The sequence below is a fragment of the Streptomyces gilvus genome (assembly GCF_022513565.1).
In the GTDB taxonomy this organism is placed as follows: Bacteria; Actinomycetota; Actinomycetes; order Streptomycetales; family Streptomycetaceae; genus Streptomyces; species Streptomyces gilvus.
In genome coordinates this window covers 1-25979 of record NZ_JAKWBE010000024.1, presented here as the reverse complement: position 1 = coordinate 25979, position 25979 = coordinate 1, and the positions used below count along the sequence as shown (strand labels likewise).

26 protein-coding genes and 2 pseudogenes are annotated in these 25979 nt (G+C 70.9%); 12 read left to right on the top strand and 16 right to left on the bottom strand.

Features of this window, described 5'->3' with window-relative positions; translation table 11 throughout:
- From MKW14_RS29615 to MKW14_RS29600, 4 genes and pseudogenes are all read right to left on the bottom strand, one after another.
- A pseudogene (locus tag MKW14_RS29615) lies at window positions 1-138 on the bottom strand (MFS transporter); the annotation flags it as partial.
- Entirely contained in the window at window positions 135-1460 is a 1326-nt protein-coding gene (locus MKW14_RS29610) for a GH1 family beta-glucosidase (protein ID WP_374116612.1), read from the bottom strand. The pseudogene MKW14_RS29615 and the gene MKW14_RS29610, both read right to left, overlap by 4 nt.
- A gap of 46 nt (window positions 1461-1506) precedes the next feature.
- Window positions 1507-1773, bottom strand: coding sequence for a protealysin inhibitor emfourin (locus MKW14_RS29605; RefSeq protein WP_240867556.1), 267 nt, complete (start codon window positions 1771-1773; stop codon window positions 1507-1509).
- 21 nt (window positions 1774-1794) lie between these two features.
- Entirely contained in the window at window positions 1795-2868 is a 1074-nt protein-coding gene (locus MKW14_RS29600) for a M4 family metallopeptidase (RefSeq protein ID WP_240867554.1), read from the bottom strand.
- Between the two features lie 373 nt (window positions 2869-3241).
- Here MKW14_RS29600 and leuA point away from each other — a divergent pair, with 373 nt between their 5' ends.
- Together leuA and MKW14_RS29590 are read left to right on the top strand one after the other, a co-directional pair.
- Complete coding sequence (leuA, locus tag MKW14_RS29595) at window positions 3242-4963, top strand: 2-isopropylmalate synthase (RefSeq protein ID WP_240867551.1); 1722 nt, start codon at window positions 3242-3244, stop codon at window positions 4961-4963.
- A 184-nt stretch (window positions 4964-5147) separates the two neighbouring features.
- On the top strand, window positions 5148-5843 hold the full coding sequence (locus MKW14_RS29590) for a TerB family tellurite resistance protein (RefSeq protein WP_240867548.1): 696 nt from the start codon (window positions 5148-5150) through the stop codon (window positions 5841-5843).
- A gap of 36 nt (window positions 5844-5879) precedes the next feature.
- Here MKW14_RS29590 and MKW14_RS29585 read toward each other — a convergent pair whose 3' ends face one another.
- Window positions 5880-6806 (bottom strand): dihydrodipicolinate synthase family protein, encoded by a 927-nt coding sequence (locus MKW14_RS29585; RefSeq protein WP_240867545.1) that lies wholly within the window; start codon window positions 6804-6806, stop codon window positions 5880-5882.
- 169 nt (window positions 6807-6975) lie between these two features.
- Here MKW14_RS29585 and MKW14_RS29580 point away from each other — a divergent pair, with 169 nt between their 5' ends.
- Window positions 6976-7410, top strand: coding sequence for a phosphatase domain-containing protein (locus tag MKW14_RS29580; protein WP_240867541.1), 435 nt, complete (start codon window positions 6976-6978; stop codon window positions 7408-7410).
- Here MKW14_RS29580 and bla read toward each other — a convergent pair.
- Together bla and MKW14_RS41640 are read right to left on the bottom strand one after the other, a co-directional pair.
- The gene (gene bla, locus MKW14_RS29575) at window positions 7400-8284 is read right to left on the bottom strand and encodes a class A beta-lactamase (protein WP_240867750.1); all 885 of its coding nucleotides are present in this window, start codon (window positions 8282-8284) and stop codon (window positions 7400-7402) included. The two genes, MKW14_RS29580 and bla, sit on opposite strands and share 11 nt — an antisense overlap.
- Window positions 8285-8390: 106 nt before the next feature.
- Window positions 8391-8752: pseudogene (locus MKW14_RS41640) on the bottom strand (alpha/beta hydrolase); the annotation flags it as partial.
- A 235-nt stretch (window positions 8753-8987) separates the two neighbouring features.
- On the opposite strand from MKW14_RS41640, the gene MKW14_RS29565 reads away from it, so the two are divergent.
- The 3 genes from MKW14_RS29565 (at window position 8988) to MKW14_RS29555 (ending at window position 10836) form a co-directional block, all read left to right on the top strand.
- Window positions 8988-9221, top strand: coding sequence for a hypothetical protein (locus tag MKW14_RS29565; protein ID WP_240867539.1), 234 nt, complete (start codon window positions 8988-8990; stop codon window positions 9219-9221).
- Entirely contained in the window at window positions 9169-9915 is a 747-nt protein-coding gene (gene recO / locus MKW14_RS29560) for a DNA repair protein RecO (protein ID WP_240867536.1), read from the top strand. The genes MKW14_RS29565 and recO overlap by 53 nt, the downstream gene beginning before the upstream one ends.
- A gap of 69 nt (window positions 9916-9984) precedes the next feature.
- Window positions 9985-10836 (top strand): isoprenyl transferase, encoded by an 852-nt coding sequence (locus MKW14_RS29555; RefSeq protein WP_240867534.1) that lies wholly within the window; start codon window positions 9985-9987, stop codon window positions 10834-10836.
- A gap of 61 nt (window positions 10837-10897) precedes the next feature.
- Here MKW14_RS29555 and MKW14_RS29550 read toward each other — a convergent pair whose 3' ends face one another.
- From MKW14_RS29550 to MKW14_RS29535, 4 genes are all read right to left on the bottom strand, one after another.
- Window positions 10898-11308 carry a Fur family transcriptional regulator gene (locus tag MKW14_RS29550; protein ID WP_240867531.1) on the bottom strand — a complete coding sequence of 137 codons (411 nt, stop codon included), beginning with the start codon at window positions 11306-11308 and terminating at the stop codon, window positions 10898-10900.
- Window positions 11309-11376: 68 nt separating this feature from the next.
- Window positions 11377-12279: a metal ABC transporter permease gene (locus tag MKW14_RS29545; protein WP_240867528.1), complete on the bottom strand. Its 903-nt coding sequence runs from the start codon at window positions 12277-12279 to the stop codon at window positions 11377-11379.
- A gap of 10 nt (window positions 12280-12289) precedes the next feature.
- Window positions 12290-13042, bottom strand: a complete 753-nt coding sequence (locus MKW14_RS29540) for a metal ABC transporter ATP-binding protein (RefSeq protein ID WP_240867526.1) — start codon at window positions 13040-13042, stop codon at window positions 12290-12292.
- 14 nt (window positions 13043-13056) lie between these two features.
- Window positions 13057-14016, bottom strand: a complete 960-nt coding sequence (locus MKW14_RS29535) for a metal ABC transporter substrate-binding protein (protein WP_240867525.1) — start codon at window positions 14014-14016, stop codon at window positions 13057-13059.
- Between the two features lie 150 nt (window positions 14017-14166).
- Here MKW14_RS29535 and MKW14_RS29530 point away from each other — a divergent pair, with 150 nt between their 5' ends.
- On the top strand, window positions 14167-15549 hold the full coding sequence (locus MKW14_RS29530; RefSeq protein WP_240867523.1) for a glycine--tRNA ligase: 1383 nt from the start codon (window positions 14167-14169) through the stop codon (window positions 15547-15549).
- A gap of 89 nt (window positions 15550-15638) precedes the next feature.
- Complete coding sequence (locus MKW14_RS29525) at window positions 15639-16250, top strand: LysE family translocator (RefSeq protein ID WP_240867522.1); 612 nt, start codon at window positions 15639-15641, stop codon at window positions 16248-16250.
- On the opposite strand, the gene MKW14_RS29520 is transcribed toward MKW14_RS29525, so the two are convergent.
- A complete protein-coding gene (locus MKW14_RS29520; RefSeq protein WP_240867520.1) occupies window positions 16247-17293 on the bottom strand; it encodes a chitinase in 1047 nt (348 codons plus the stop codon). The genes MKW14_RS29525 and MKW14_RS29520 overlap by 4 nt on opposite strands.
- A gap of 163 nt (window positions 17294-17456) precedes the next feature.
- On the opposite strand from MKW14_RS29520, the gene MKW14_RS29515 reads away from it, so the two are divergent.
- Together MKW14_RS29515 and MKW14_RS29510 are read left to right on the top strand one after the other, a co-directional pair.
- A complete protein-coding gene (locus MKW14_RS29515) occupies window positions 17457-18479 on the top strand; it encodes an aldo/keto reductase (protein ID WP_240867518.1) in 1023 nt (340 codons plus the stop codon).
- 25 nt (window positions 18480-18504) lie between these two features.
- Window positions 18505-19104: a TetR/AcrR family transcriptional regulator gene (locus tag MKW14_RS29510; protein ID WP_240867515.1), complete on the top strand. Its 600-nt coding sequence runs from the start codon at window positions 18505-18507 to the stop codon at window positions 19102-19104.
- A gap of 4 nt (window positions 19105-19108) precedes the next feature.
- On the opposite strand, the gene MKW14_RS29505 is transcribed toward MKW14_RS29510, so the two are convergent.
- From MKW14_RS29505 to MKW14_RS29495, 3 genes are all read right to left on the bottom strand, one after another.
- Window positions 19109-20242, bottom strand: a complete 1134-nt coding sequence (locus MKW14_RS29505) for a serine hydrolase domain-containing protein (protein ID WP_240867512.1) — start codon at window positions 20240-20242, stop codon at window positions 19109-19111.
- A 121-nt stretch (window positions 20243-20363) separates the two neighbouring features.
- Window positions 20364-20570 carry a hypothetical protein gene (locus MKW14_RS29500; RefSeq protein ID WP_240867510.1) on the bottom strand — a complete coding sequence of 69 codons (207 nt, stop codon included), beginning with the start codon at window positions 20568-20570 and terminating at the stop codon, window positions 20364-20366.
- Window positions 20571-20676: 106 nt separating this feature from the next.
- Window positions 20677-22110, bottom strand: a complete 1434-nt coding sequence (locus tag MKW14_RS29495) for an MFS transporter (RefSeq protein ID WP_240867507.1) — start codon at window positions 22108-22110, stop codon at window positions 20677-20679.
- A 95-nt stretch (window positions 22111-22205) separates the two neighbouring features.
- Between MKW14_RS29495 and MKW14_RS29490 the strand changes: the two genes are divergently transcribed.
- Window positions 22206-23090: a helix-turn-helix transcriptional regulator gene (locus MKW14_RS29490; protein ID WP_240867506.1), complete on the top strand. Its 885-nt coding sequence runs from the start codon at window positions 22206-22208 to the stop codon at window positions 23088-23090.
- A gap of 64 nt (window positions 23091-23154) precedes the next feature.
- On the opposite strand, the gene MKW14_RS29485 is transcribed toward MKW14_RS29490, so the two are convergent.
- Window positions 23155-24600, bottom strand: coding sequence for an MFS transporter (locus tag MKW14_RS29485; RefSeq protein ID WP_240867504.1), 1446 nt, complete (start codon window positions 24598-24600; stop codon window positions 23155-23157).
- A 126-nt stretch (window positions 24601-24726) separates the two neighbouring features.
- Between MKW14_RS29485 and dusB the strand changes: the two genes are divergently transcribed.
- On the top strand, window positions 24727-25872 hold the full coding sequence (gene dusB / locus MKW14_RS29480; RefSeq protein WP_240867502.1) for a tRNA dihydrouridine synthase DusB: 1146 nt from the start codon (window positions 24727-24729) through the stop codon (window positions 25870-25872).
- The last annotated feature ends 107 nt before the right edge of the window (window positions 25873-25979 follow it).

Genomic DNA, 25979 nt, shown 5'->3' with positions numbered 1-25979 from the left:
GGTCACCAGCAGGATCTGCAGGGGGCCGTACCAGCCCACCCAGATCGCCCCGTTGGCGAGCGAGAGGGAGGCGGTCCAGCCCCGGCCGACCCGCTCGACCGGCTCGGTGAGTGCCCGCGGGGGCCGGGTGGTCGTCATCTCTGCGCCCGCAGCACGTCCCGGAACCAGCCGTAGGAGGCCTTCGGCGTCCGCTTTTGCGTCTCGAAGTCCACGTGGACCAGCCCGAAGCGGCGCGCGTACCCCTCCGCCCACTCGAAGTTGTCCATCAGCGACCACACGAAGTAGCCGCGCACGTCCACGCCCGCCTCCACCGCCCGGTGCAGGGCGCGCAGATGACCGTCCAGGTAGGCGATGCGGTCCTGGTCGTCGAGGCCCTCGTAACTGCAGCCGTTCTCGGTGATGACGACGGGCGGCAGCCGGTCGCCGTAGCGCTCGCGGAAGCCGGTGAGCAGTTCCGTCAGGGCCTCGGGGACGACGGGCCAGCCGAAGTCGGTCACCGGGACGCCCTCGATCTCCCGTACCGAGAAGGGCAGTTCGGCCGGGATCGTCAGGCCGCCGAACTCGATGTCCGTGCCCTGCGGGGCGCCCACGCGGGTCGGCGCGTAGTAGTTGATCCCGTACCAGTCGATCGGCTCGGCGATGACCTTCAGGTCGGCCTCGACGTCGCCCGGCATCAACTCGCCGATGCCGTCCGGGTACTGGCCCAGCAGCAGGGGGTCGGAGAACAGCCGGTTGAGCAGCAGGTCGTAGAAGTCGGCGGCGTCGACGTCGGCCTGCTCCGAGGACGCGGGCCACGTCGGGCCGTGCGAGTTGGCGATCCCGATGTCCGTGGCACCGGCCGCGCGCAGGGCCCGTACGGCCAGACCGTGGGCCAGCAGCTGGTGGTGGGCGACTGGAAGCGCGTCGAACATCAGCTGCTTTCCGGGCGCGTGGGCGCCCAGCGCGTGCCCGAGCAGGGTCTGTTCGGCGGGCTCGTTGATGGTGATCCACTTCCGCACCCGGTCGCCCAGCCGCTCGGCGACCACCGACACGTACTCCGCGAACCGCGAGGCCGTGTCCCGCTCGAGCCAGTCCAGGGTGACGGGCAGGTCCCAGTGGAAGAGGGTCGGGGCGGGACGGACGCCCGCGGCCAGCAGCTCGTCCACGAGACGGTCGTAGAAGTCCAGGCCGCCGGGGGAGTTCACCCGCGGCCAGGAGATCGAGAAGCGGTACGCGTCCACGCCGAGGCCGGACAGGAGGGCCACGTCCTCGCGGTAGCGGTGGACGTGGTCGCAGGCGACCGCCGCCGTGGAACCGTCCTTCACCCGCCCCGGCTCGGCCGTGAAGGCGTCCCAGACCGAGGGCTCGCGCTCGTCCACGGCGCCCTCGATCTGGTGGGCCGAGGTCGACACGCCCCAGAGGAAACCGGCCGGGAAGCGGGGTATCGGATTGCCTGCGTCAGTCGCCATGGGCGGGATCATCCTTACCGCTGGTAACGGAAGTCAACGCCCTGGCGTGAACCGGTGGTTACGCCCCTTCCTTCAGGACCCGGGAGATCAGCTGCCGCTGCTCCTCGGTGAGCCGGGGATCGGCGGCGTACACCGTCCTGCCGTCGACCGTGATCTCGTAGCTGAACCCGTCGGGCACGCCCGCGGGCGGCGTGGCCCGGCCGGCGGCCACCGCCTTCCCGGCCAGGGCCTGCCACTCGTGCGCGTCGGGCCGCCCCGAGGTGTCCACCTCGGCGCGGCGCTCGATGCCCGCGAACCCGCCCGTGCGCCTCACTCGAATACGCATGGGTCCGTGTCTAGTACGGAACTACGACGTGCGCACCCCGACCTGCTCCCAGGCCTTGAGAACGGCCTGAAGTTCCTCGCCGTCGCCGTAGCGGGCCCTGGCCGCGGCGACCGTCAGCTTGGCGAAGTCCGCGAACAGGGCGTCCTTCTTGAGCTCGCCGCCGGTCAGGACGTCGTACCAGACCTGGCCGGCCTTCTCCCAGGCGTGGCCGCCGAGGGCGTTCGCCGCCAGGTAGAACGCGTGGTTGGGGATGCCGGAGTTGATGTGGACGCCGCCGTTGTCCCGGCCGGTGCGGACGAAGTCGTCCATGGTCGCGGGCTGCGGGTCCTTGCCGAGGACGTCGTCGTCGTACGCCGTGCCCGGCTCCTTCATGGACCGCAGCGCCTTGCCCGTCACCCGGGGCGCGAGCAGGCCGGCGCCGATCAGCCAGTCGGCCTCGGCGGCGGTCTGGCCGAGCGTGTACTGCTTGATCAGCGAGCCGAAGACGTCGGACAGGGACTCGTTGAGGGCGCCGGGCTGGCCGAAGTAGGTCAGGTTGGCCGTGTACTGCGTGACGCCGTGGGTGAGTTCGTGGCCGATGACGTCGATCGGGATGGTGAAGTCGAGGAAGATCTCGCCGTCACCGTCGCCGAACACCATCTGCTCGCCGTTCCAGAAGGCGTTGTTGTAGTCCTTGTCGTAGTGGACGCTCGCGTCCAGCGGGAGCCCGTTGCCGTCGATCGAGTAGCGCGCGTAGGCCTTCAGATACAGCTCGAAGGTGGCGCCGAGACCGGCGTAGGCACGGTTGGCGGTGGCGTCCTTGCCCGGGGCGTCCCCCTCGCCGCGGACCTTGGTGCCGGGCAGGTCGGTGCCGTGGCGGGCGTCGTAGATGGTGCGGTGGGGCTGCTCGGGGGTCGCTCCGGTGGGCGGGGCGACGGCAGGGGCGCCGATGACCGTGGTCAGACGGCGGTGGGTGCGCTCGAAGGCGTCGCGCTCGAGAGTCTTGCGAGCGGCGCCGGCGAGCGCCGGGTCCTCGTGCTGGGCCAGCTTGTCGAGGATGTGCGGCGGTACGACGGTGCAGAAGACGGGCTCTGAGCCCCCGTTGGTCTTCGTCATGTGCGGCACGATGGCACTGCGTTAGCTGGGTGTCACTAGGTGCGACCATGATTGGTGAAATATGGGGATGCTGCCACCATGATTGGTTGCTCTGTGTTATGCGCTGTGGGTTCGCTGTGACTGGTCGCGCCCACGCGGCGGAGCCGCGAATCGACACAGCCCCGCGCCCCTCTGGGGCGCTTGCGGGTCCGCATACTGATACGGGACCGCCTGTTGCGGTCGGCTCGGCTAGCATGCTTCGCATCATGCGTTTCGGGCTGCTTCTTCTTAGCTGCCGCGGCGAGGGCCTGTAAGACAGGTCGACTCCCTCCCCGCGGAGCTTCGTGTTGCGTCGTCGGCCGTCCTTCAGGACACCAAGAGGAGCCCCGCAATCATGGCGAACCGCCAGCAGCCCAGCAGCATGCCGATCCACAAGTACGGGAAGTACGAGCAGGTCGACATCCCCGACCGCACCTGGCCCGAGCAGCGGATCACCCAGGCACCCCGCTGGCTCTCCACCGACCTGCGTGACGGCAACCAGTCCCTGATCGACCCGATGTCGCCCGAGCGCAAGCGCCGGATGTTCGACCAGCTGGTGAAGATGGGCTACAAGGAGATCGAGGTCGGCTTCCCGGCGTCGGGACAGACGGACTTCGACTTCGTACGGTCGATCATCGAGGAGCCCGGGGTCATTCCCGACGACGTCACCATCTCCGTGCTGACCCAGGCCCGCGAGGACCTGATCGAGCGGACCGTGGAGTCGCTGAAGGGCGCCAGGCGGGCCAACGTCCACCTGTACAACGCCACCGCGCCCGTCTTCCGCCGGGTCGTCTTCCGGGGCTCCAAGGACGACATCAAGCAGATCGCCGTCGACGGCACGCGCCTGGTCATGGAGTACGCGGAGAAGCTGCTGGGCCCCGAGACCGAGTTCGGCTACCAGTACAGCCCCGAGATCTTCACCGACACCGAGCTGGACTTCGCGCTGGAGGTCTGCGAGGCGGTCATGGACGTCTGGCAGCCCGGTCCCGGCCGCGAGATCATCCTCAACCTGCCCGCCACGGTCGAGCGCTCCACACCCTCGACCCACGCCGACCGCTTCGAGTGGATGGGCCGCAACCTCTCCCGCCGCGAGTACGTCTGCCTGTCGATCCACCCGCACAACGACCGCGGTACGGCGGTGGCGGCGGCCGAGCTGGCGCTGATGGCCGGCGCCGACCGCGTCGAGGGCTGTCTGTTCGGGCAGGGCGAGCGCACCGGCAACGTCGACCTGGTCACCCTGGGCATGAACCTGTTCTCCCAGGGCGTCGACCCGCAGATCGACTTCTCCGACATCGACGAGATCCGTCGTACGTGGGAGTACTGCAACCAGATGGAGGTCCACCCGCGCCACCCGTACGTGGGCGACCTGGTCTACACGTCCTTCTCCGGCTCCCACCAGGACGCCATCAAGAAGGGCTTCGACGCGATGGAGGCCGACGCGGCCGCCAAGGGCGTGACGGTCGACGACATCGAGTGGGCCGTGCCCTACCTGCCGATCGACCCGAAGGACGTCGGCCGTTCCTACGAGGCCGTGATCCGCGTCAACTCGCAGTCCGGCAAGGGCGGTATCGCGTACGTCCTGAAGAACGACCACAAGCTGGACCTGCCGCGCCGGATGCAGATCGAGTTCTCGAAGCTCATCCAGGCGAAGACGGACGCCGAGGGCGGCGAGGTCACCGGCTCCGACATCTGGGCGGTCTTCCAGGACGAGTACCTGCCGAACCCCGACAACCCGTGGGGCCGTATCCAGGTCAAGAACGGGCAGTCGACGACCGACACGGACGGGGTGGACACGCTCAGGGTCGAGGCGACCGTGGACGGCGAGGACACCGTCCTGACCGGTTCCGGCAACGGTCCGATCTCCGCCTTCTTCGACGCGCTGCAGAAGATCGGCGTCGACGCCCGGCTGCTGGACTACCAGGAGCACACGATGAGCGAGGGCGCCTCCGCGCAGGCCGCCTCCTACATCGAATGCGCGATCGACGACAAGGTTCTGTGGGGAATCGGCATCGACGCGAACACGACGCGTGCCTCCCTGAAGGCGGTCGTCTCGGCGGTCAACCGCGCCACCCGCTGACCCCTCTGACCGGCGGTTTCGGGGCCCTGATCTTCGTATACGACGATCAGGGCCCCGTCCCTTTTCGGCCAGCTGTGCGTGGAGGTCACGGAAAGGTCTCTTCCGGGGTACTGACTGCGCCTCGCTGATGTGGCTAACATCACGACACCGCTGCGATGTTGCCGCGGTGTAAAGGAGGTGCGACGTGCTGCCAGTACGGGGACGAAACGGCCGAGCCGCCAGGCCTGCGCGCCTCCTGGGAACCCGCACCGCGTGGACGCCCGTCGGGGACGGCGAGTTCTTCTGCCCGGGCTGCGGAGGCGACCGCAACTACCAGCGGCTGACCGGCCGCCGCCGCTTCACCCTGCTCGGCGTCCCGGTCCTGCCGCGCGGCGAGACCGGCCCGGTCGTCGAGTGCGCGGCCTGCGGCCGCCACTTCGGCACGGACGTCCTGGACCACCCCACCACCACCCGCTTCTCCGCGATGCTCCGCGACGCCGTCCACACCGTCGCCCTCGCGGTCCTCGCGGCGGGCGGCACCTGCGCCCGTACGACGCTGGAGACGGCCACGGCCGCCGTCCGCGCCGCCGGCTTCGAGGACTGCACGGAGGACCAGCTCAGCGCCCTGGTCGACGCCCTGGCCGCGGACACCGGCCGGGTCTACGGCGAGCCGGGCGGCGCGGGCCTGGCCATAGAGCTGCACGAGGCGCTCGACCCCCTCGCCCCGCACCTCGCCCCCGTGGGCCGCGAGTCGATCCTCCTCCAGGCCGCCCGCATCGCCCTCGCCGACGGCCCCTACACACCCGCCGAACGGGACGTCCTGACCACGGTCGGCGCGGCCCTGACCATCTGCGCGGACGACGTCAAACGGCTGCTGGCGGCGGCACGGACGCCGTCCTGACACCGGTCGGCCTCCCGTCCGGGACGGGCGAGGGCCTCAGCGCAGTCCGGCGGCGGCGAGGTACTCGGCGATCCGTTCCACCTCCTCCGGTGACAGCGGCACCTGGGGTTCCGCCGTCGCCGGGCAGTCGATGACGCCGCGCAGGTGCAGCGCCGCCTTGAAGGCGCCCAGCGCCGACGAGCTGCCGCCCATCCGGGCCGGGTCGCCGACGCCCACCAGCCCGAACAGGGCGCACAGCCGCTCCTGCTCGGCCCGCGCCCGCTCCCAGTCGCCGGCCCGGCACAGGCGGACGAGGCGGACGTAGCCGTGGGGGTCGACGTTGGCGAGGCCCGGGACCGCTCCGTCGGCGCCGAGCGCGAGGGCGGCGTCGACGAGGAGTTCCGAGCCGGTCAGGACGCTGAAGCCGGGCAGCGCGCGGGCGCCGGTGACGACCTCGCGGAAGGCGGCCAGGTCGCCGCTGGAGTCCTTCAGACCGGCGAGGGTGCCGTCGGCGGCCAGGGCCAGGACCAGGTCGGCGGGGAGTTTCGTGTGGACGGCCACCGGGATGTCGTAGGCGATCACCGGGACCGGGGAGCCCTGCGCGACCAGGCGGAAGTGGCGGGCGATCTCGGCGGGGTGGGTGCGGGTGTAGAAGGGGGCCGTCACCACCACCGCGTCGGCGCCCGCCGAGGTCACCGCCCGCACATGGTCCAGTACGCGGGGGGTCGTCATGTCGATCGCCCCGGCCAGGACGGGGAGCCGGCCGGCCACGTGGGCGGCCACCGACTCCACGACCAGCCGCCGCTGCCCGTCGGTCAGATACGCCGCCTCCGACGAGGAGCCCAGCACGAACAGCGCGTCCACCCCGGCGTCCACCAGATGGTCGACCAGCCCGAGCAGCGAGGGGACGTCCACCTCGCGGTCCGGTGTCAGGGGCGTGCAGACGGGCGGGACGACACCGGTCAGCGGGGTGGAAAGGGTCATGAGGGCTCCCTGGGGTGGTTCTGCCGTCGAGGTCGCGCGTCGATCCGGGCTTCTGAACAGGATGGTGGCAGCGGAACCGGTGACCGGGCGCCGACGCGGCCGAGAATTCGGACGACCAGGGCCTGTTCCGGGAAACCTGGAACAGGCCCCAGGCCCCTACGCTGACCGGATGACGGACACCTGGAACCCCGCGGACCCCGGGGTGCTGTGCCTGCCCTCCGGTCGGCTGGTCCGGGGCCGGGGACTGCGCCGGCCTCTCCCGCCCGGGGCGCCCGCACCCTCGTACGCCCTCTACCTCCTCGGCGGCCAACCCCCGCCCGTCCCCTGGGAGTTCACCTGGATCCGCTGGCCCGACTTCCGGCTGCCCGGCGACCGCCCGGCGGCCCGCGCCGCCCTCACCGCGGCCTGGGAGCGGGCCGCGCGTGAGCGGGTCGAGGTCGCCTGCGGGGGCGGCCGGGGGCGTACCGGGACGGCGCTGGCGTGTCTGGCGGTGCTGGACGGGGTGCCGGCCGAGGAGGCGGTGGACTACGTGCGGCGGCACTACGACCGGCGGGCGGTGGAGACGCCCTGGCAGAAGCGGTACGTACGCACCTTCAGCGGCTGAGGACGTCCGCCACCAGTGCCGCAGCCTCCGCCACCAGTGCGTCGTCGTAGGCGGCCCCGGGGTCGGGCTTGGTCGTCAGGACCGCCAGGACGACGGGATCACCGGTCGCGGTCCAGGCGACGCCGACGTCGTTCGCGGTGCCGTGGGAGCCCGAGCCCGTCTTGTCGGCGACCGTCCAGTCCGCCGGCAGCCCGGCGCGGAAACGCCGTGCGCTGGTCGTGTTGTTGAGCAGCCAGTGCGTCAGCAGGGCGCGGTCCGGGCGGTTCAGGGCGTCGCCGAGGACCAGACGGGCGTACGACCGTCCGATGGCGCGCGGGCTCGTCGTGTCCGTGACGCGCCAGGGCTCGGCCGAGTTGAGCTCCGTCTCCCAGCGGTCCAGACGGGTCACCGGGTCGCCGATGGAGCGGGCGAAGCGGGTGATCGCCGTCGGGCCGCCCAACTCGCGCAGCAGGAGGTTGCCGGCGGTGTTGTCGCTGTATCGGATCGCCACGTCGGCCAGTTCGGCGACCGTCATGCCCTCGGCCAGATGCGCGCGGGTGTGGTCGGAGCCGTCGACGAGATCGGCCTCGGTGTAGTGGATCCGCCGGGACAGGACCTCGCCGTGCCGGTCCAGGTCCCGCAGGACGGCCGCCGCGGCCAGGGTCTTGAACACGGAGCAGACGGGGAAGCGCTCGTCGGCGCGGTGGGTGACGGTCCGCCGGGTGCGGACGTCGTGCGCGAAGACGCCGAGACGGGCGCCGTGCCGCCGTTCCAGGTCGCGCAGGGGCTCGGTGGCCGCGTGGGCGGGGGCGCTCAGCGGGAGCGAGGCCGCGCCGGCGATGCCCGCGGTGAGGAGGGTGCGTCGGGTCGTCCGGGAGGTGCGTGCGCCTGAGATCTTGCTCTCCTTCGCTCGGTTCGGGACGTCGATCTCTTCTCTGACCGACGTCGTACGTCATTCCTCGGTTGCCGGACCGTGGACCATCGGCGGACGGCGGGGTGGGCTTCCGGTCGCCGAGGGCGGCCCGGATCCGGTCGATGTCACGGGCGTTGTCGACGGTGCTGATGTGCCGCAGCAGCTCGCCTCCGTTCGCGGGCGCAGGCGGCCGCCATGCGGCGGGCGGTGGCCGTGTTCCGGTCGACGGAGCCGTCGGGGCCGGGCCAGGGGCGCAGCGCGGTGACGGCGAGGTCACGGTGTTCGAGGCCGCAACTGACGGACGTGGAGGGCGCGTTGCCGCGGGGAGCGAACCCGATCAGGTCGTAGGAGTCCCGGACGGCCGGGGCAGCTTCTGTCCCTTGCCCGAGGGTCGCCCGGACTGTCCCCGCCCTGCCTGCCGGGAACGAGCAGCAGCGCGCCCCGGCGGGCGGGATCCGCGCCGTCCCTCCCATCCGGTCAACAGCCTTGTATGAAAGGGGGTTTACCCCACCACGGACCGCCGGTTCCCCGCTCTTGCGCCGGTCCGGTGATTTTAGGGGCCGTATGCCGCTGTCGGCAGCAAAAGCGTGAAATCAAAAGAGGAAGGGGAAGCACGCTGGAGTGCCGGGTCTCACCTCCGCCCGGAATTCCGAGTCGCTTTTCTTACGGTCGTTAAGGAGAGGAAATGAAGCCCCCCAAACCACCGGTCGGCAGTCATGTCGTGGACACGCGTACCGGGAAGGCCGGGATCGTGATGGGCCACGAGGGGCCGTACGTCCAGCTGAGACCCTTCGGCGGTGGCAAGGAGTGGGACGCCGATCCGGGGGCCGTGCGGGAGGCCCCCGCGGTGGGCGAGAATGGGGCCCATGAGCCTGTTCCGCGACGACGGCATCGTGCTGCGCACCCAGAAGCTCGGTGAGGCGGACCGCATCATCACGCTGCTCACGCGCGGGCACGGGCGGGTGCGGGCCGTGGCCCGCGGTGTGCGGCGGACCAAGTCGAAGTTCGGGGCGCGGCTCGAACCCTTCTCCCATGTCGACGTGCAGTTCTTCGCGCGGGGGAGCGAGCTGGTGGGGCGCGGCCTGCCGCTGTGCACCCAGAGCGAGACCATCGCCCCGTACGGCGGGGGGATCGTGAGCGACTACGCCCGCTACACCGCGGGCACCGCCATGCTGGAGACCGCCGAGCGCTTCACGGACCACGAGGGCGAGCCGGCGGTCCAGCAGTACCTGTTGCTCGTCGGCGCCCTGCGGACGCTGGCCCGGGGTGAACACGCCCCGCACCTCGTCCTCGACGCCTTCCTGCTGCGCTCCCTCGCCGTCAACGGCTACGCGCCCAGCTTCAGCGACTGCGCCAAGTGCGGGCTGCCCGGGCCGAACCGGTTCTTCTCCGTCGCCTCCGGCGGCTCGGTCTGCGCCGACTGCCGGGTGGCCGGCAGTGTCGTACCGTCTCCGCAGACCCTGGACCTCCTCGGTGCGCTGCTCACGGGAGACTGGGAGACCGCGGACGCGTGCGAGCCGCGGTACGTCCGGGAGGGGAGCGGGCTGGTGTCCGCGTATCTGCACTGGCATCTGGAACGCGGACTGCGTTCGCTACGGTACGTGGAGAAATAGTAAGTAGAGAATTAGTACGCAGATAATCAGTACACAAAGAAGTAAGCGGTAAGAGGAGACGAGAAGCACATGGTCGTACGCGGGATTCTGGGACGCCGGCGCCGCGAGTACAAGGCGCCGGAGCCGCACCCGTCGGGCGCCCGCGCGCCGAAGCTCCCGGGTGAGCTGGTCCCGAACCATGTGGCGATCGTCATGGACGGGAACGGCCGCTGGGCCAAGCAGCGCGGGCTGCCCCGCACCGAGGGCCACAAGGTCGGCGCCGAGCGCGTGGTGGACGTGCTGCAGGGCGCGATCGAGATGGGCGTGGGCAGCATCTCGCTGTACGCCTTCTCCACCGAGAACTGGAAGCGCTCGCCCGACGAGGTCCGCTTCCTGATGAACTTCAACCGCGACTTCATCCGCAAGAGCCGGGACACGCTCGACGAACTCGGCGTCCGGGTGCGCTGGGTGGGCCGGATGCCCAAGCTGTGGAAGTCGGTAGCCAAGGAACTCCAGGTCGCCCAGGAGCAGACGAAGGACAACGACCGGCTGACCCTGTACTTCTGCATGAACTACGGTGGCCGCGCGGAGATCGCCGACGCGGCGAAGGCCCTTGCCGAGGACGTGGCGGCGGGCCGTCTGGATCCCGGCAAGGTCGACGAGAAGACCCTCGCCAAGTACCTGTACTACCCGGACATGCCGGACGTGGACCTGTTCCTGCGGCCCAGCGGCGAGCAGCGCACCTCCAACTACCTGCTCTGGCAGAGCGCCTACGCCGAGATGGTCTTCCAGGACGTGCTCTGGCCGGACTTCGACCGCCGTGACCTGTGGCGGGCCTGCGTCGAGTTCGCCTCGCGCGACCGCCGCTTCGGCGGCGCCGTGCCGAACGAGGAACTGCTCGCCATGGAGGCGGCGATGAGGGGCGACGACACCACCTCGTGAGTCCGGCTCACCCCGTGGCCCCCGGGGACGGTCGGCGCGGGGCTGCCGCGGCCCGACCGGCTCAGCCCGCGGCGCAGTCCGCGCAGGTGCCGAAGATCTCCACCGTGTGGGCCACGTTGACGAAGCCGTGTTCGGCGGCGATGGCCTCCGCCCATTTCTCGACCGCCGGGCCCTCCACCTCCACCGCCTTGCCGCAGACGCGGCAGACCAGGTGATGGTGGTGGTCGCCGGTCGAGCAGCGGCGGTAGACCGACTCGCCGTCGGAGGTGCGCAGGACGTCGACCTCACCGGCGTCGGCGAGGGACTGGAGGGTGCGGTAGACCGTGGTGAGGCCGACCGAGTCGCCCTTGTGCTTGAGCATGTCGTGGAGCTCCTGCGCGCTGCGGAACTCGTCGACCTCGTCCAGGGCTGCCGCCACGGCGGCCCGCTGCCGGGTGGCACGGCCCTTCACGGGCGGTCCAGCGGTCGTCACCGGTTCCTCCTTCACGAGGGTCACGTCTGCGCCTGCCCGGTCATTGTGCCAGCCCGGGCTGTGCGCGGTCAGACGCCGACCTTCCCCCCGGCCTCCCGACTGGCCGGAATCGCACACTCCACGGGGTCGCCGGCGGGCCCCGCGGCGGCGGCCGCGCGGGCACGGCGGCGGGCGAGCGGGGCGGCGAGCGCGGTCAGCAGGAGGAAGGCCGCGATGGTCAGCAGCACGATCGTCGCCCCGGGCGGCACGTCCTGGTAGTACGAGGTGATCGTGCCGCCGAGGGTCACGGACACCCCGATGGCCACCGCGACCGCGAACGTCGCCGCGAAGCTCCGGCTGAGCTGCTGGGCCGCGGCGACCGGCACCACCATCAGCGCGCTGACCAGCAGCAGCCCCACCACCCGCATCGCGACCGTCACCGTCACCGCCGCCGTGACCGCGGTGAGCAGGTTCAGCGCCCGCACCGGCAGCCCCGTCACCCGCGCGAACTCCTCGTCCTGGCTCACCGCGAACAGCTGCCGCCGCAGACCGAGGGTGACCAGCACGACGAATCCGGCCAGCAGACAGATCGCCGTCACGTCCGACTGCGAGACCGTGGAGAGCGAGCCGAAGAGGTACGAGGTCAGGTTCGCGTTGGAGCCGCCGGGCGCGAGGTTGATGAACATCACGCCGCCCGCCATACCGCCGTAGAAGAGCATGGCGAGGGCGATGTCCCCGCGGGTGCGGCCGTACCAGCGGATGAGCTCCATGAGGATCGCGCCCACCACGGACGTGAGGGTCGCCATCCACACGGGGGAGGCCGAGAGCAGGAAGCCGAGGCCGACGCCCGTCATCGCGACATGGCCGATGCCGTCGCCCATCAGGGCCTGGCGGCGCTGGACCAGGTAGATGCCGATCGCCGGGGCCGTGATGCCGACGAGAACCGCGGCGAGCAGGGCCCGCTGCATGAAGGCGTAGTCGAGGAAGTCCATCACAGTCCCATCAGCTCAGCAGCCCCGAGCGGGTCGGCCCGTGGGGATGTACGTGGTCGTGGCCGGGAAGGGCATGCTGCCCGAGCGCGGGCGGCGGCGGTCCGTCGTGCAGCACACAGCCGTCGCGCAGCACGACCGCGCGGTCGATCAGCGGCTCCAGCGGCCCGAGTTCGTGCAGCACGAGCAGGACGGTCGCACCGGCCGCCACCTGCTCCCGCAGTGTCCGCGCGAGCACCTCCTGGCTCGCCAGGTCCACGCCCGCCATCGGCTCGTCCATGATCAGCAGTTGGGGTTCGGCGGCGAGCGCGCGGGCGATCAGGACGCGCTGGTGCTGGCCGCCGGAGAGGGCGTTCACGGAGTCCTTCGCCCGGTCCGCCATCCCGACCAGCTCCAGCGCCCCGCGCACGGCCGCGCGGTCCGCCTTGCCCAGCACGCCGAAGCGGGCCCGGGAGAGCCGTCCCGAGGAGACGATCTCGGTGACGGTCGCCGGGACACCGCCCGCGGCCGTGGTGCGCTGCGGTACGTATCCCACGCGCGCCCAGTCCCGGAACCGCCTCCTCGGCGTCCCGAACAGCTCGATCTCCCCGGCGCTCACCGGCACCTGGCCGATGATCGTCCGGACCGCCGTCGACTTGCCGGAGCCGTTGGCGCCGAGCAGCGCGACGACCTCCCCCCGGGCCACGGTGAGGTCGATGCCGCGCAGCACGGGGCGCGAGCCCAGCTCGGCGGTGACGCCCCGCAGGGATATGACGGGCTCGGTCATGCCGTCCTCCGGTGTCACTTCGTACCCAGGGCCGTCTGCAGCGCCTTGAGGTTGGCCTCCTGCACGGAGAAGTAGTCCTTGCCGCGGGACTTGGCGGTGATGCCCTCGATGGGGTCCAGGACGTCCGTCTTCAGACCCGCGTCGGAGGCGATGGTCTTCGCGGTCTTGTCGCTGACGAGGGTCTCGTAGAAGACCGTGGTGACGTGGTCGGCCTTCGCCATCTGCTCCAGGGCCCGCACCCGCGCCGCGCTCGGCTCGGACTCGGGGTCGAGGCCGTTGATGGCCTCCTCGGTCAGGCCGTAGCGCTCGGCGAGGTAGCCGAAGGCGGCGTGGGTGGTGATGAAGACCTTGGACTTCGTGTGCGCGAGCCCGTCCTTGAACTGCGTGTTCAACGCGTCGAGCTTCTCGACCAGGGCCGCGGTGTTCTTCTTGTAGTCGGCCGCGTTCTTCGGGTCGGCCTTCTCGAAGGCGGCGCCCACCCCCTCGGCGACCTGGGCGTAGCGCACCGGGTCGAGCCAGATGTGCGGGTCGAGGCCGGCCAGCTCCTTGTTCTTGGAGTCGTCGTGGGAGGCCGCGTGGCCGCCGACCTCGTTGCCGTGCTTCTCCAGCGAGGTGAGGGAGGCGGCGTCGATCCTCGTCTTCACGTCGGACTGGGCCACCGCCTCGTCGACGGAGGGCTGGAGGTTCTTCAGGTAGAGCACCGCGTCGGCCTCCTGCAGCCGCGCGGTCTGCTGCGCGCTGATCTCCAGGTCGTGCGGCTCCTGGCCGGGCTGGGTGAGGCTCGTGACGTGGACGTGGGCGCCGCCGATCTCATCGGCGAGGAAGGCCATCGGATAGAACGACGCGACGACGTCGAACTTGCCGTCACCGGCCGCGGCGGCGCTGTCGGAGGAGCAGGCGGAGAGGGTGGTGAGCCCGAGGGCGGTGACGGCTGCCACGGCCACGCCGGTTATGTGCTGTCGTCGTACGTTCATGACAGTCATTTTCATCTGACATGGAAACCGTTGTCAATAAACGATCCGACCGGAACCGATTTGATTGAGGGGGAGCCCCCGCCGGTACCCTGAAGCATTCGCTCTGAAGCGTCTCGCTTCGTCGCCCGTCGTCGTAATGAAGAGAGCACCGTGGCCGCCGACAAGATCGACACCATCGTCAGCCTGAGCAAGCGCCGTGGCTTCGTATTCCCCTGCAGTGAGATCTACGGCGGCCAGCGCGCCGCCTGGGACTACGGACCGCTGGGTGTCGAGCTCAAGGAGAACCTGAAGCGCCAGTGGTGGCGCTACATGGTGACGTCGCGCGAGGACGTGGTCGGTCTCGACTCGTCCGTGATCCTGGCTCCCGAGGTCTGGGTCGCCTCCGGCCACGTCGCCACCTTCACGGACCCGCTGACCGAGTGCACCTCCTGTCACAAGCGGTTCCGCGCCGACCACCTGGAGGAGGCGTACGAGGCCAAGCACGGCCGCCTCCCGGAGAACGGCCTGGCCGACGTCAACTGCCCCAACTGCGGCAACAAGGGCCAGTTCACCGAGCCCAAGCAGTTCTCCGGTCTGCTCTCCACGCACCTCGGCCCGACGCAGGACAGCGGCTCCGTCGCCTACCTGCGCCCCGAGACCGCGCAGGGCATCTTCACCAACTTCGCCCTGGTGCAGACCGCTTCGCGCAAGAAGCCGCCGTTCGGCATCGCGCAGATGGGCAAGTCCTTCCGCAACGAGATCACGCCCGGCAACTTCATCTTCCGCACCCGCGAGTTCGAGCAGATGGAGATGGAGTTCTTCGTCAAGCCGGGCGAGGACGAGACGTGGCAGGAGTACTGGATGGAGCAGCGCTGGAACTGGTACACCGGTCTCGGCCTGCGCGAGGAGAACATGCGGTGGTACGAGCACCCGAAGGAGAAGCTCTCCCACTACTCCAAGCGCACCGCTGACATCGAGTACCGCTTCCAGTTCGGCGGCAACGAGTGGGGCGAGCTGGAGGGTGTGGCCAACCGCACCGACTACGACCTCAGCGCCCACTCCAAGGCCTCCGGCCAGGACCTCGTCTACTACGACCAGGAGGCCCAGGAGCGCTGGACGCCGTACGTCATCGAGCCCGCGGCCGGTGTCGGTCGCGCGATGCTGGCGTTCCTGCTCGACGCCTACGTCGAGGACGAGGCCCCCAACGCCAAGGGCAAGCTGGAGAAGCGCACGGTGCTGCGCCTCGACCACCGGCTGGCCCCGGTCAAGGTCGCGGTGCTCCCGCTCTCCCGCAACCCCGAGCTGTCCCCGAAGGCCAAGGGCCTCGCCCAGGCCCTGCGGCAGAACTGGAACATCGAGTTCGACGACGCCGGCGCCATCGGCCGCCGCTACCGCCGCCAGGACGAGATCGGCACGCCGTACTGCGTGACGGTCGACTTCGACACCCTCGAGGACAACGCCGTGACGGTGCGCGAGCGGGACTCCATGAAGCAGGAGCGCGTGTCGCTGGACCAGATCGAGGGCTACCTGGCGGGTCGCCTGATCGGCAGCTGACCTCTGCCGCGCCTGCGGTGCGGTGGTCCTTGATGCGGGTGCCGGATTGGACCTGTATCGGGGGCCGCCGCGGCGACAGGCTGGCGGGCATGAGCCTCGCCTTCCTCCTCACCACCCTGGTCGTCGTCGCCACCCCCGGCACCGGTGTCGTCTACACGCTCGCCGCCGGGCTGTCCCACGGCCGGCGGGCGAGCGTGGTCGCCGCCCTCGCGTGCACGCTCGGCATCGTGCCGCATGTGCTGGCCACCGTGACCGGGCTCGCGGCGCTGCTGAACGCCAGCGCCGCGGCCTTCCAGGTCGTCAAGTACGCCGGCGTCGGCTACCTGCTGTACATGGCCTGGGCGACCCTGCGGGACCGGCGCGCGATCGACGTCGACGAGAGGGCCGCCCCGCTCTCCGCCGGGCGCGTGATCGTGCGGGGCGTGCTGATCAATCTGCTCAACCCGAAGCTGACGATCTTCTTCTTCGCGTTCCTGCCGCAGTTCGTGGACCCGGCCGCCCCGCACGCCCTGCCGCGCATGCTGGGCCTGAGCGGTGTGTTCATGCTGGCGACGTTCGTCGTCTTCGCCCTCTACGGGGTGCTCGCCGCCTCGGTCCGCAGTCACGTCACCTCACGGCCGAGGGTGATGACCTGGCTGCGGCGGAGCTTCGCGGGGTCCTTCGTGGCGCTGGGCGCGAAGCTGGCGCTGACGGCGCGTTAGCGCCCCTGGAGCGACCTGACGTTGTCGCCGAAGGTCCAGTTCTTCGAGCCGTCCCAGTTGACCGACCAGGTCATCAGGCCTTTGAGTGAGCTGCCGTAGTGCTTCCAGGCCTGGGAGACCAGGGACGGGGGCATGTAGCCGCCGCCCGCGCCGGACTGGGCGGGCAGGCCCGGGACCTGCTTGTCGTACGGCACCTTCACCGTCGTGCCCTGCACGGTCAGGCCCTTGTTGAGGCAGTCCGTCTGGGCGGTGAAGCCCGCGACCGTGCCGGCCGAGTAGGAGTCGCCGGAGCAGCCGTACATGCTGCCGTTGTAGTACTGCATGTTCAGCCACCACAGGCGGCCGTTGTCGGCGTACTTCTTGATGATCGGCAGGTAGGCGCCCCAGATGGAGCCGTAGGTGATGCTGCCGCCGGTGACGTAGGCCGTCTCCGGGGCCATCGTCAGGCCGAAGTTGGACGGCATCTTCGCCAGCACGCCGTCGATGACGCGGATCAGGTTGGCCTGGGAGGCGGAGAGCTGGGTGATGCTGCCGCTGCCGACCAGACCCGTCTCGATGTCGATGTCGATGCCGTCGAAGTTGTACTTCTTCAGGATCGGCACGATCGTCGCCACGAAGCGGTCGGCCACCGTCGGCGAGCTGAGGTCGATTCCGGCCGCGGCGCCGCCGATCGACAGCAGGATCGTCTGTCCGGACGCCTTCGCCGCGCACATCTCCGCGGGCGTCGCCACCTTCACGCCCGCGTCCATGCCGTCCTCCCACAGGGCCGTGCCGTCGGAACGGATCACGGGGAAGGCCGCGTTGATCACGTTGTAGCCGTGGGCGGCGATCCGGGAATCGGTGATCGGCGTCCAGCCGAAGGGCGGGTGGACGCCGTTGGCGGAGCCGTCCCAGTTCTCCCAGTACCCCTGCAGGACCTTGCCGGCGGGTCGCGACTTCACCGCGCAGGTGTCGGCGGCGGAGGCGGCGGGCGCGAGGGGGAGCTGGGTGAGGGCCGCGGTGGTGAGAGCGGTGGCGAGCAGGGCCAGGGTGCGGCGGAGCATACGGGCCTCCCGGTGGGGGTGCGGTGAGGTGTCGTAGGCATGACAGTGCATCGGTCCAGACCTTTCGTCAATAGGTCTGGACCAGAGGTATGGGTCAGGGTTGGATCGCAGGTATGGAGTGACAGATATTGAAATCTGTCAGCTGTCATGCAAGGGTGGTGGCATGACGATGCCAACCCGCACCCTCGGAACCACCGGCCCCCAGGTCTCCGCCCTCGGCCTCGGCTGCATGGGCATGTCCGGCATGTACGGGGACTCGGACCGCGCCGAGTCCGTCGCCACCGTCCACGCCGCCCTGGAGGCCGGCGTGACCCTGCTCGACACCGGCGACTTCTACGGCATGGGCCACAACGAACTGCTGATCAGCGAGGCCCTGCGCACCGCCCCGGCCGCCCGCCGCGAGAACGCCCTGATCAGCGTGAAGTTCGGCGCCCAGCGCGCCCCGGACGGCAGCTGGCTCGGCTTCGACGCGCGACCCGCCGCCGTGAAGACCTGGGCCGCGTACTCCCTGCAGCGCCTCGGCGTCGACCACATCGACGTCTACCGCCCCGCCCGGCTCGACCCGAACGTGCCGATCGAGGAGACCGTCGGCGCGATCGCCGAACTCGTCGAGAAGGGGTACGTCCGGCACATCGGGCTGAGCGAGGTCGGCGCGGAGACCATCCGCCGGGCCGCCGCCACCGCCCCGATCGCCGACCTCCAGATCGAGTACTCGCTCATCTCCCGCGGCCCCGAGCGGGAGATCCTGCCCACGCTGCGCGAGCTGGGCATCGCCGTCACCGCGTACGGTGTGCTCGCCCGCGGACTGATCTCCGGCCATGTCTCGGCCGACCGGGGCTTCGCCGCCAACGACTTCCGCGCCCACACCCCCCGCTTCCAGGGCGACAACCTGCGGCACAACCTCACGCTGGTCGAGTCGCTGCGCAAGGTCGCCGAGCAGAAGGGCGTGTCCGTCGCGCAGATCGTCATCGCGTGGGCGATGTCGCAGGGCCCGCGACACAATACGGACATCGTGCCGCTGATCGGCGCGCGGACCCGGGAGCGGCTCGGCGAGGCGCTGGGCGCACTCGACGTCACCCTTGACGCGGCCGACCTCGCCGCCATCGAGTCAGCCGTACCCGCGGACGCGGCGGCCGGTGAGCGGTACGCCCCCGCGCAGATGGCGATGCTCGACAGCGAGCGCTGACCATGGCGCCGGGTACCGTCTAGCCATGGCACCGCCCCCCGAGACCCTGACCACCGAGCGCATCCTCGAAGCGACCGAGGAGGTGCTGCGCCGCTACGGACCCGCCAAGGCCACCGTGGTGGACGTGGCCCGCGCGCTCGGCGTCAGCCATGGCACCGTCTACCGGCACTTCCGTACCAAGGCGGCGCTGCGGGAAGCGGTGACGAAGCGGTGGCTGGACCGTACGACGGAGCTGCTGGCCGGCATCGCGGCGGACACCGGCCGGGACCCGGAGGCCCGGGTACGGGCGTGGCTCGCCGCCCTGTTCGCCGCCAAGCGCCAGAAGGCGGGCGCCGACCCGGAGCTGTTCGCCACCTACACGGTCCTCACCGGCGGGAGCGGCGGTGCCGTCGGCACCCATCTCGCCGAGCTGACCGGCCAGTTGACCGAGCTGGTGCGGGCCGGCGTCGACGCGGGCGTCTTCACCGTCGAGGACCCGGCGACCGCCGCCCTGGCCCTCTTCCAGGCCACCAGCCTTTTCCACGACCCCGTTCACGCCCAGGAGTGGGAACGGCCGGGTGCGCAGGCCGAGTTCCAGGCACTGGTCGACCTGTGCGTGCGCGGGCTGAAGGGCGCCGGAGCCTAAGGCCCTACGCGCCCGCCACGCACCGCCAGAAGTCCCGCATCAGCGGGGTCGGCGTCGGGTCGGTCATCGCCACCTGGGTCAGCAGGACCGAGACCGTGCCGGTCTGCGGGACGATCTGGGCCGCGGTGCCGGATCCGCCGACCCAGCCGTAACGGCCGGGGACGTTCCACGGGTCGGCCGGGGTCACGTCGACCTGGCCGCCGTACCCCCAGCCCTGGCCCTCCAGGAAGAGGGCGGCGCGCTCGCGCTGCTCGGCCGTGAGGTGGTTGGTGGTCATCCGGCTGACCGAGGTGGGGCTGAGCAGTCCGCCGCCCGCGTCCAGGAGCATACGGGCGAAGGCCAGCCAGTCGTCGGCCGTGGAGACCAGTCCTCCGCCGCCGGACAGGAAGCGCGGGGCGCGGGCGAACTCGCCGTCCGGGGTGTCCGACACCTCCAGCGTGCCGTCCGGAGCCGGGTCGTAGGCCGTGGTGAAGCGGTGCCGCTTGGCGGCCGGCACCTCGAACGCCGTGTCCGTCATGCCCAGCGGCTCGAAGATCCGCTCGGCCAGGAACTCCGCGAGGGTACGGCCCGACGCCCGCGCGACCAGGATGCCCTGCACATCGGAGGAGGTGCCGTAGAGCCAGGACTCGCCCGGCTGGTACAGCATCGGCACCTGCGCGAGACGGCGGAGCCAGGTGTCGTGGTCCGGCCAGTCCTGGAGGTGACGGCCGTCCTTCTGCACCCCGAACAGCGCCTGGACGGCGGGGAAGGTGAAGTCGGAGGGGAAGCCCCAGCCGGTGCGGGAGCTGAGCAGGTCCTCGACGGTGACGGGACGGACGGCCGGCACCACGTCCTCGACAGGGGCGTCCGGCGTCCGCACCACCAGCGGCTTCGCCAGCTCCGGCAGCCACTCCTCGACCGGCGCGTCCAGCCCCAGCAGGCCGTCCTCGACCAGCATCAGCACGGCCGCGGCGGTGATCGGCTTGGTGATGGAGGCGATGCGGAAGATCGAGTCACGGGCCATCGGGGCGGTGCCGTCGGCGTCCGCCGAACCGACGGCCACCACCTCCATATCGGCGCCGCGGGCCACCAGCCCCACGGCGCCCGGCACCGTACCTCGGTCGACGTGGCGTCGCAGGGTGTCGTACAGAGCGCTCATGGGTCGCCTTCCGGTGCGGGTCGGTCGTACGGCATACGACTGGCGACGCGCCGGAAACTCATCGCGGGGAGCGTCCCCTGGTTTCCCCTGGGCGTTCCCTACGCCTTCCCTGGGCGTTTCCCTACGCGTCCGACGGGTCCACGGTCGCCTGGTGGGCCTCGGCCAGGTGTTCCTGCGCCTTCAGCCAGGGCAGGAACTGGGCGCCCTGGCGCCAGCCGCAGGTGTCGCATCTGATGGTGCGCTGTACTCCGCTGCGCCGCACGCGGACGACGTGTTCCCGCCCGTGCTGGTCCCAGCGGCTCACCTTGCTCGTGTTGATCTCCAGCATGATGTCTCGCCTCCGCCACAGGAGTGTGCAGCAAGACCAACATCAACAGGGGGTCTTCCGCGACGAGTTGACCGAGCCGTGGCCTGTTCCGTTCCTCACATCCGCGTCAGCCGATGGTGCGCGGCAGGCGCAGGCTCAGCAGGCAGGTGAGCGCCACGCAGGCCAGCTGGGCCAGGAGCGTGGTGACCAGGGCGTCGCGCATGCCCAGGGCCGGGATCAGGGACAGGAACAGGGTGCCGAGCGCGGCCACCCCGAGGGCCAGGGCCGACTGCTGGGTCGTCATCATCACGCCGCTGCCGACGCCGGCCCGCGCGGGCTCCACCTCGGAGAGCACGACCCGGAAGATGATGGGGAGTTGGAGCGCCTGCCCGGCACCCGCGAGCGCCGCGCCGGGCAGCAGTTCGACGAAGCCGAGGTCCGGCCAGGACCGCCAGGCCGCCAGCGCCATCAGCCCCACACCGACCCCCTGCAGCAGCCCGCCGGCCGTCACGATTCGGGTCCCGTACCGCGCGACCAGCCGGGGACCGGCCAGCGAGACGAAGAAGAACACGACGGCCATCGGCGCGAGCGCCAGCCCCGCCGGGACCGGGCCCAGCCCCGCACCGCGCTGCAGGGCCACCGCGATGACGAACATGAAGCCGCTGAAGCCGACCGAGAACGGCACGATCATCACCAGACCGCGGCGCAGCGAGGTCAGCCGGAACAGGCTCGGCGGGACCAGGGGCGTACGGCCCCGGCGGTCGGCCCGGCGCTCCACCGCGTAGAACGCGGCCGCGACGAAGGGGAACGCCGCCAGCGACAGCCAGGTCCACAGCGGCCAGCCCGCCGTACGGCCCTCGGTGAGCGGGGCCAGCAGGGCGAGCAGCGAGGCGGCGAGCAGGACGGTGCCCGGGCCGTCGACCGGCTCGGGGTGCTGGGAGCGGGTCTCGGGCACGCCCCGGGCCGCCAGGACCAGGCCCAGCACGACCACCGGGACGTTCACCAGGAACACCGAGCGCCAGCCGGTGCCCCAGAGGTCGGCCGCCACCAGGACGCCGCCGAGGATCTGCCCGGCGACCATCGACAGGCCGGCCGTGGCGCCGTACAGGCCCATGGCCCTGGCCCGGCGGGGTCCCGCGGTGGCCGCCTGGATGGTGGCGAGGACCTGCGGCAGCATCGCGGCGGCCGCCGCGCCCTGCGCGACCCGCGCCGCGACCAGCGTCCAGGCGCTCGGCGCGAGACCGCAGGCGAGCGAGGTCAGCCCGAAGGCCGCCATGCCGCCGAGGAAGAGCCGGCGCCGGCCGAACAGGTCGCCGAGCCGGCCGCCGAGGACGAGCAGGACGGCGTACGCGAGCCCGTACCCGGCGACGACCAGCTCCAGCACGGACTCGCTCGCGTGCAGGTCCCGGCCGATCGTGGGCAGGGCGACGTTGACGATGAAGAAGTCGATGAGGGGGAGTGCCGCTGCCAGCAGCACGGTGAAGAGCCCGAGCCCGTTGAGCGCGGGTGGCGCCACCGGGGATCGGACGGTGCGTGAAGTGATGGTTTCGGTCACGTCCATGAGCCTGCGCCCGCGCTCAGACGGGTACCAGAGTCTTCTTGTCCTGGTAGCAGCAGTACCTGGCAACAGGATGCGGGAGGCGGCAGGCTGGGACCATGACGACCATGGCCCAGGAGACGCCCTCGGAAACCTCGGCGGCAGCGATACGGCGGCACGAGCTGGCCGCCTTCCTGCGCCACCGCCGCGAGCACATCACCCCCGAGCAGGTCGGGCTGCCCCGCGGCACCCGGCGCCGCACCCCCGGGCTGCGCCGCGAGGAGGTCGCGCAGCTCGCCTCGGTCGGCGTCACCTGGTACACGTGGCTCGAACAGGCGAGGGACATCCAGGTCTCCGTCCAGGTCCTGGACGCCCTGGCCCGCACCCTTTTCCTCGACCCCAGCGAGCGCGCGCACCTCTTCCAGCTGGCCGGCCAGACCGACCCGACGCCGGCCACCACCTGCCCGTCCATCACCGCCGGGGTGCGGGCCGTCCTGGAGCAGCTGGAGCCGGTCCCGGCGTGCGTGCAGAACAGCCGGTACGACATCCTCGCCTACAACCGCACCTACGGCCTGCTGCTGTGCGAGCTGGACGCGGTGCCGGCCGAGGACCGCAACTGCCTTGTCCTGTCCTACACGCACGAGGAGTGGCGCTCCTCGATCGTGCACCTGCGGGACACCCAGCGGCTGATGGCCGCCCGGTTCCGGGCCACGATGGCCGCCCATCTCGCCGAGCCCGCCTGGAAGATGCTGCTCAAGCGGCTGCGCGCGGAGTCGGCGGAGTTCCGTGAGAACTGGGAGCGGCACGAGGTGCAGGCCCACCGCACCAAGCGCAAGGAGTTCGACAACCGGTACGTCGGCCGGATCGCCGTCGACCACACCGATCTGTGGCTCGGGCCCGAACTGGGCCCGCGCATCGTGACGTACGCGCCGGCGGACGAGGAGTCGAGGGAGCGGCTGGAGAAGCTCCACGCCATCGCTCTGGAGCGGGCGGGGGGTCGCTGAGCGGGCCCCGCGGGCTTCGATTTGCCTAGCGGTCGCGACCGCTGCTTCGCGGGCTTCGATTTGTCTACGCGTTCACGCCTGCCGCTTCGCGTACCTCGGCCGACTCCAGCTGGTCGGCCGCCCGGGCCGCGGCCCGTCGCGCCCAGCGGCCGCTGGTCAGCGCGCCGAGGACGAACACGGCGACCCCGCATCCGACGACGATCCACCACGCCGGCACCGACGCGGAGACGAACGCGTCCTTGTACGACGACGAGCCGACCCCGGACGCCAGTACCGCCCCGATGACGGCGACCCCCAGCGTCTGGCCCAGCTGGCGGCTCGTGGAGGCCACGGCTGCCGCGACGCCCGCCTGGGCCCGCGGCATCCCCGACACCGCCGTGTTGGTGATCGGCGCGTTGATGAAGCCGAACCCGATGCCGAACAGCACGTATCCGATGAACAGCGTGACGTCCGACGTCTCCGCCTGGAACGCCGCGAACAGCAGCGCGCTCGCCGTCATCGCCGCTCCGGCGAGCAGCAGTGGCAGCCGCGGCCCGCGGTTGCCCACCAGGCGGCCCGAGAGCGGCGCGCACAGCATGATCGGCAGGGCGGTCGGCAGCATCCACAGGCCCGCGTGCAGCGCGTCCAGCCCCCGTACGTTCTGTAGGTACAGCGTCGAGAGGAAGAGGAACCCGCCCAACGACGCGAACGCGCTGATCGCTATCACCGTCGCCCCGCTGAACGGCGGCGAACGGAAGAACCGCAGGTCGATGAGGGGTTCGTCGCGACGGGGCTCGTACCAGAGGAGCCCGAGGAGGGCCGCCAGCGCGACGACCGCGAACGGCAGCACCGCGCCGAAGCCGGACTCCGGTGCCTGGATGATCGCGTACGTCAGTCCGGCGAACAGCGCGATGACCAGCAGCTGTCCGACGGGGTCGGGGCGGCGGCCCTTGGGGGCGCGGGACTCGGGGACGAACCTCAGGGTGAGCAGCAGGGCGGCCAGTCCCACCGGCAGGTTGATCCAGAAGATCGAGCGCCAGCCCACGGACTGCACGAGCAGACCGCCGATCAGCGGTCCGGCGGCGAACGATATGCCGATGACCGCGCCCCACACGCCGATCGCGCGGGCGCGCTCCCGGGGGTCTGTGAAGGTGTTGGTGATGATCGACATCGCGACCGGGTTGAGCATCGAGCCGCCGACCGCCTGGATCACCCGGAAGGCGATCAGTGTGTTGAGGCTCGGTGCGAGTGAGCACAGGACCGAGCCGACGATGAACACGATCAGGCCGGTCATGAAGACGCGCTTGCGGCCGATCCGGTCCGCCGTCGAGCCGGAGAGCATCAGCAGCGAGGCGAGGACCAGGGTGTAGGCGTCGATCGTCCACTGCAGGCCGGACGTGCTCGCGTGCAGGTCGTCGCGGATCGCGGGGAGCGCGATGTTCAGGATGGTGACGTCCAGGCCGACGATCAGCAGGCTCATGCAGCAGATCGCGAGGACCAGATGGCGTCGGCGTTGGCTGAGCTCGGGCATGCGTCCCATCGTACGACTGCTTCGATAGTGTGTCTAACTAATAGTGCGGCTAACTAATGGCCTGTGCGGGCCGTGCGGGATTCCGGACGGGTCCAGGTACCCCTCGGGGTGCGTGACAATGGGGGAATGCCCGAGACCACCGTCACGCCGCTGCAGATCGGCCCGCACACCGTCCAGCCGCCCGTCGTCCTGGCCCCGATGGCCGGGATCACGAATGCTCCCTTCCGTACCTTGTGCCGGGAGTTCAGTGGGGGCAAGGGGCTGTTCGTCAGCGAGATGATCACGACGCGGGCGTTGGTCGAGCGCAACGAGAAGACCATGCAGCTGATCCACTTCGACGCGAGCGAGACGCCGCGTTCGATCCAGCTGTACGGCGTCGATCCGGCGACCGTCGGCAAGGCCGTCCGCATGATCGCGGAGGAGGACCTGGCCGACCACATCGACCTGAACTTCGGGTGCCCGGTGCCGAAGGTGACGCGCAAGGGGGGTGGGTCGGCGCTGCCGTACAAGCGCAACCTGCTGCGCGCGATCCTGCGGGAGGCCGTGGCGGGGGCCGGGGATCTGCCGGTCACGATGAAGATGCGCAAGGGCATCGACGACGATCACATCACGTACCTGGACGCCGGTCGGATCGCCGTGGAGGAGGGCGTCACGTCGATCGCCCTGCATGGGCGGACGGCCGCGCAGCACTACGGCGGCACCGCCGACTGGGAGGCCATCGCGCGGCTCAAGGAGCATGTGCCCGAGATTCCGGTGCTGGGGAACGGGGACATCTGGTCGGCGGGGGACGCGTTGCGGATGGTGCGCGAGACCGGGTGCGACGGGGTGGTCGTGGGGCGGGGGTGCCTGGGGCGGCCGTGGCTGTTCGCGGATCTGGTGGCCGCGTTCGAGGGGCGTACGGAGGACATCGCGCGGCCGTCGCTGCGTGAGGTCGCCGAGGTCATGGTGCGCCATGCGGCGCTGCTCGGTGAGTGGATCGGCGACGAGTCGAAGGGCGTCGTCGACTTCCGCAAGCATGTCGCCTGGTACCTGAAGGGGTTCGCGGTCGGCAGCGAGATGCGGCGGCGGCTCGCGGTCACGTCGTCGCTCGATGAACTGCGGGGTGGTCTGGACGAGTTGGACCTCGACCAGCCGTGGCCCGATGGTGCTGACGGGCCTCGGGGGCGTACGTCCGGCAACAACCGGGTGGTGCTTCCGGACGGCTGGCTGAAGGATCCGTACGACTGCGCGGGCGTCGGGGAGGATGCCGAGCTGGAGACGTCGGGGGGCTGAGGGGCGATGCCTGCGGCGCCTGTGCGGGTTTGGTGGGGGCGGGCGTAGCGCCTTCGGTTGGGTGGTGGGTCGGGGCCGGGGGGGGGGGGGGGGGGGGGGGGGGGGGG

Excerpts from the sequence above, each read along its gene's own strand:
- MKW14_RS29610 (WP_374116612.1), bottom strand. The coding sequence starts at position 1,460 with ATGATCCCGCCCATGGCGACTGACGCAGGCAATCCGATACCCCGCTTC.
- MKW14_RS29605 (WP_240867556.1), bottom strand. The coding sequence starts at position 1,773 with ATGCGTATTCGAGTGAGGCGCACGGGCGGGTTCGCGGGCATCGAGCGC.
- MKW14_RS29600 (WP_240867554.1), bottom strand. The coding sequence starts at position 2,868 with ATGACGAAGACCAACGGGGGCTCAGAGCCCGTCTTCTGCACCGTCGTA.
- leuA (WP_240867551.1), top strand. The coding sequence starts at position 3,242 with ATGGCGAACCGCCAGCAGCCCAGCAGCATGCCGATCCACAAGTACGGG.
- MKW14_RS29585 (WP_240867545.1), bottom strand. The coding sequence starts at position 6,806 with ATGACCCTTTCCACCCCGCTGACCGGTGTCGTCCCGCCCGTCTGCACG.
- MKW14_RS29580 (WP_240867541.1), top strand. The coding sequence starts at position 6,976 with ATGACGGACACCTGGAACCCCGCGGACCCCGGGGTGCTGTGCCTGCCC.
- MKW14_RS29565 (WP_240867539.1), top strand. The coding sequence starts at position 8,988 with ATGAAGCCCCCCAAACCACCGGTCGGCAGTCATGTCGTGGACACGCGT.
- recO (WP_240867536.1), top strand. The coding sequence starts at position 9,169 with ATGAGCCTGTTCCGCGACGACGGCATCGTGCTGCGCACCCAGAAGCTC.
- MKW14_RS29555 (WP_240867534.1), top strand. The coding sequence starts at position 9,985 with ATGGTCGTACGCGGGATTCTGGGACGCCGGCGCCGCGAGTACAAGGCG.
- MKW14_RS29545 (WP_240867528.1), bottom strand. The coding sequence starts at position 12,279 with ATGGACTTCCTCGACTACGCCTTCATGCAGCGGGCCCTGCTCGCCGCG.
- MKW14_RS29540 (WP_240867526.1), bottom strand. The coding sequence starts at position 13,042 with ATGACCGAGCCCGTCATATCCCTGCGGGGCGTCACCGCCGAGCTGGGC.
- MKW14_RS29535 (WP_240867525.1), bottom strand. The coding sequence starts at position 14,016 with ATGAACGTACGACGACAGCACATAACCGGCGTGGCCGTGGCAGCCGTC.
- MKW14_RS29525 (WP_240867522.1), top strand. The coding sequence starts at position 15,639 with ATGAGCCTCGCCTTCCTCCTCACCACCCTGGTCGTCGTCGCCACCCCC.
- MKW14_RS29520 (WP_240867520.1), bottom strand. The coding sequence starts at position 17,293 with ATGCTCCGCCGCACCCTGGCCCTGCTCGCCACCGCTCTCACCACCGCG.
- MKW14_RS29515 (WP_240867518.1), top strand. The coding sequence starts at position 17,457 with ATGACGATGCCAACCCGCACCCTCGGAACCACCGGCCCCCAGGTCTCC.
- MKW14_RS29510 (WP_240867515.1), top strand. The coding sequence starts at position 18,505 with ATGGCACCGCCCCCCGAGACCCTGACCACCGAGCGCATCCTCGAAGCG.
- MKW14_RS29505 (WP_240867512.1), bottom strand. The coding sequence starts at position 20,242 with ATGAGCGCTCTGTACGACACCCTGCGACGCCACGTCGACCGAGGTACG.
- MKW14_RS29500 (WP_240867510.1), bottom strand. The coding sequence starts at position 20,570 with ATGCTGGAGATCAACACGAGCAAGGTGAGCCGCTGGGACCAGCACGGG.
- MKW14_RS29495 (WP_240867507.1), bottom strand. The coding sequence starts at position 22,110 with ATGGACGTGACCGAAACCATCACTTCACGCACCGTCCGATCCCCGGTG.
- MKW14_RS29490 (WP_240867506.1), top strand. The coding sequence starts at position 22,206 with ATGACGACCATGGCCCAGGAGACGCCCTCGGAAACCTCGGCGGCAGCG.
- MKW14_RS29485 (WP_240867504.1), bottom strand. The coding sequence starts at position 24,600 with ATGCCCGAGCTCAGCCAACGCCGACGCCATCTGGTCCTCGCGATCTGC.
- dusB (WP_240867502.1), top strand. The coding sequence starts at position 24,727 with ATGCCCGAGACCACCGTCACGCCGCTGCAGATCGGCCCGCACACCGTC.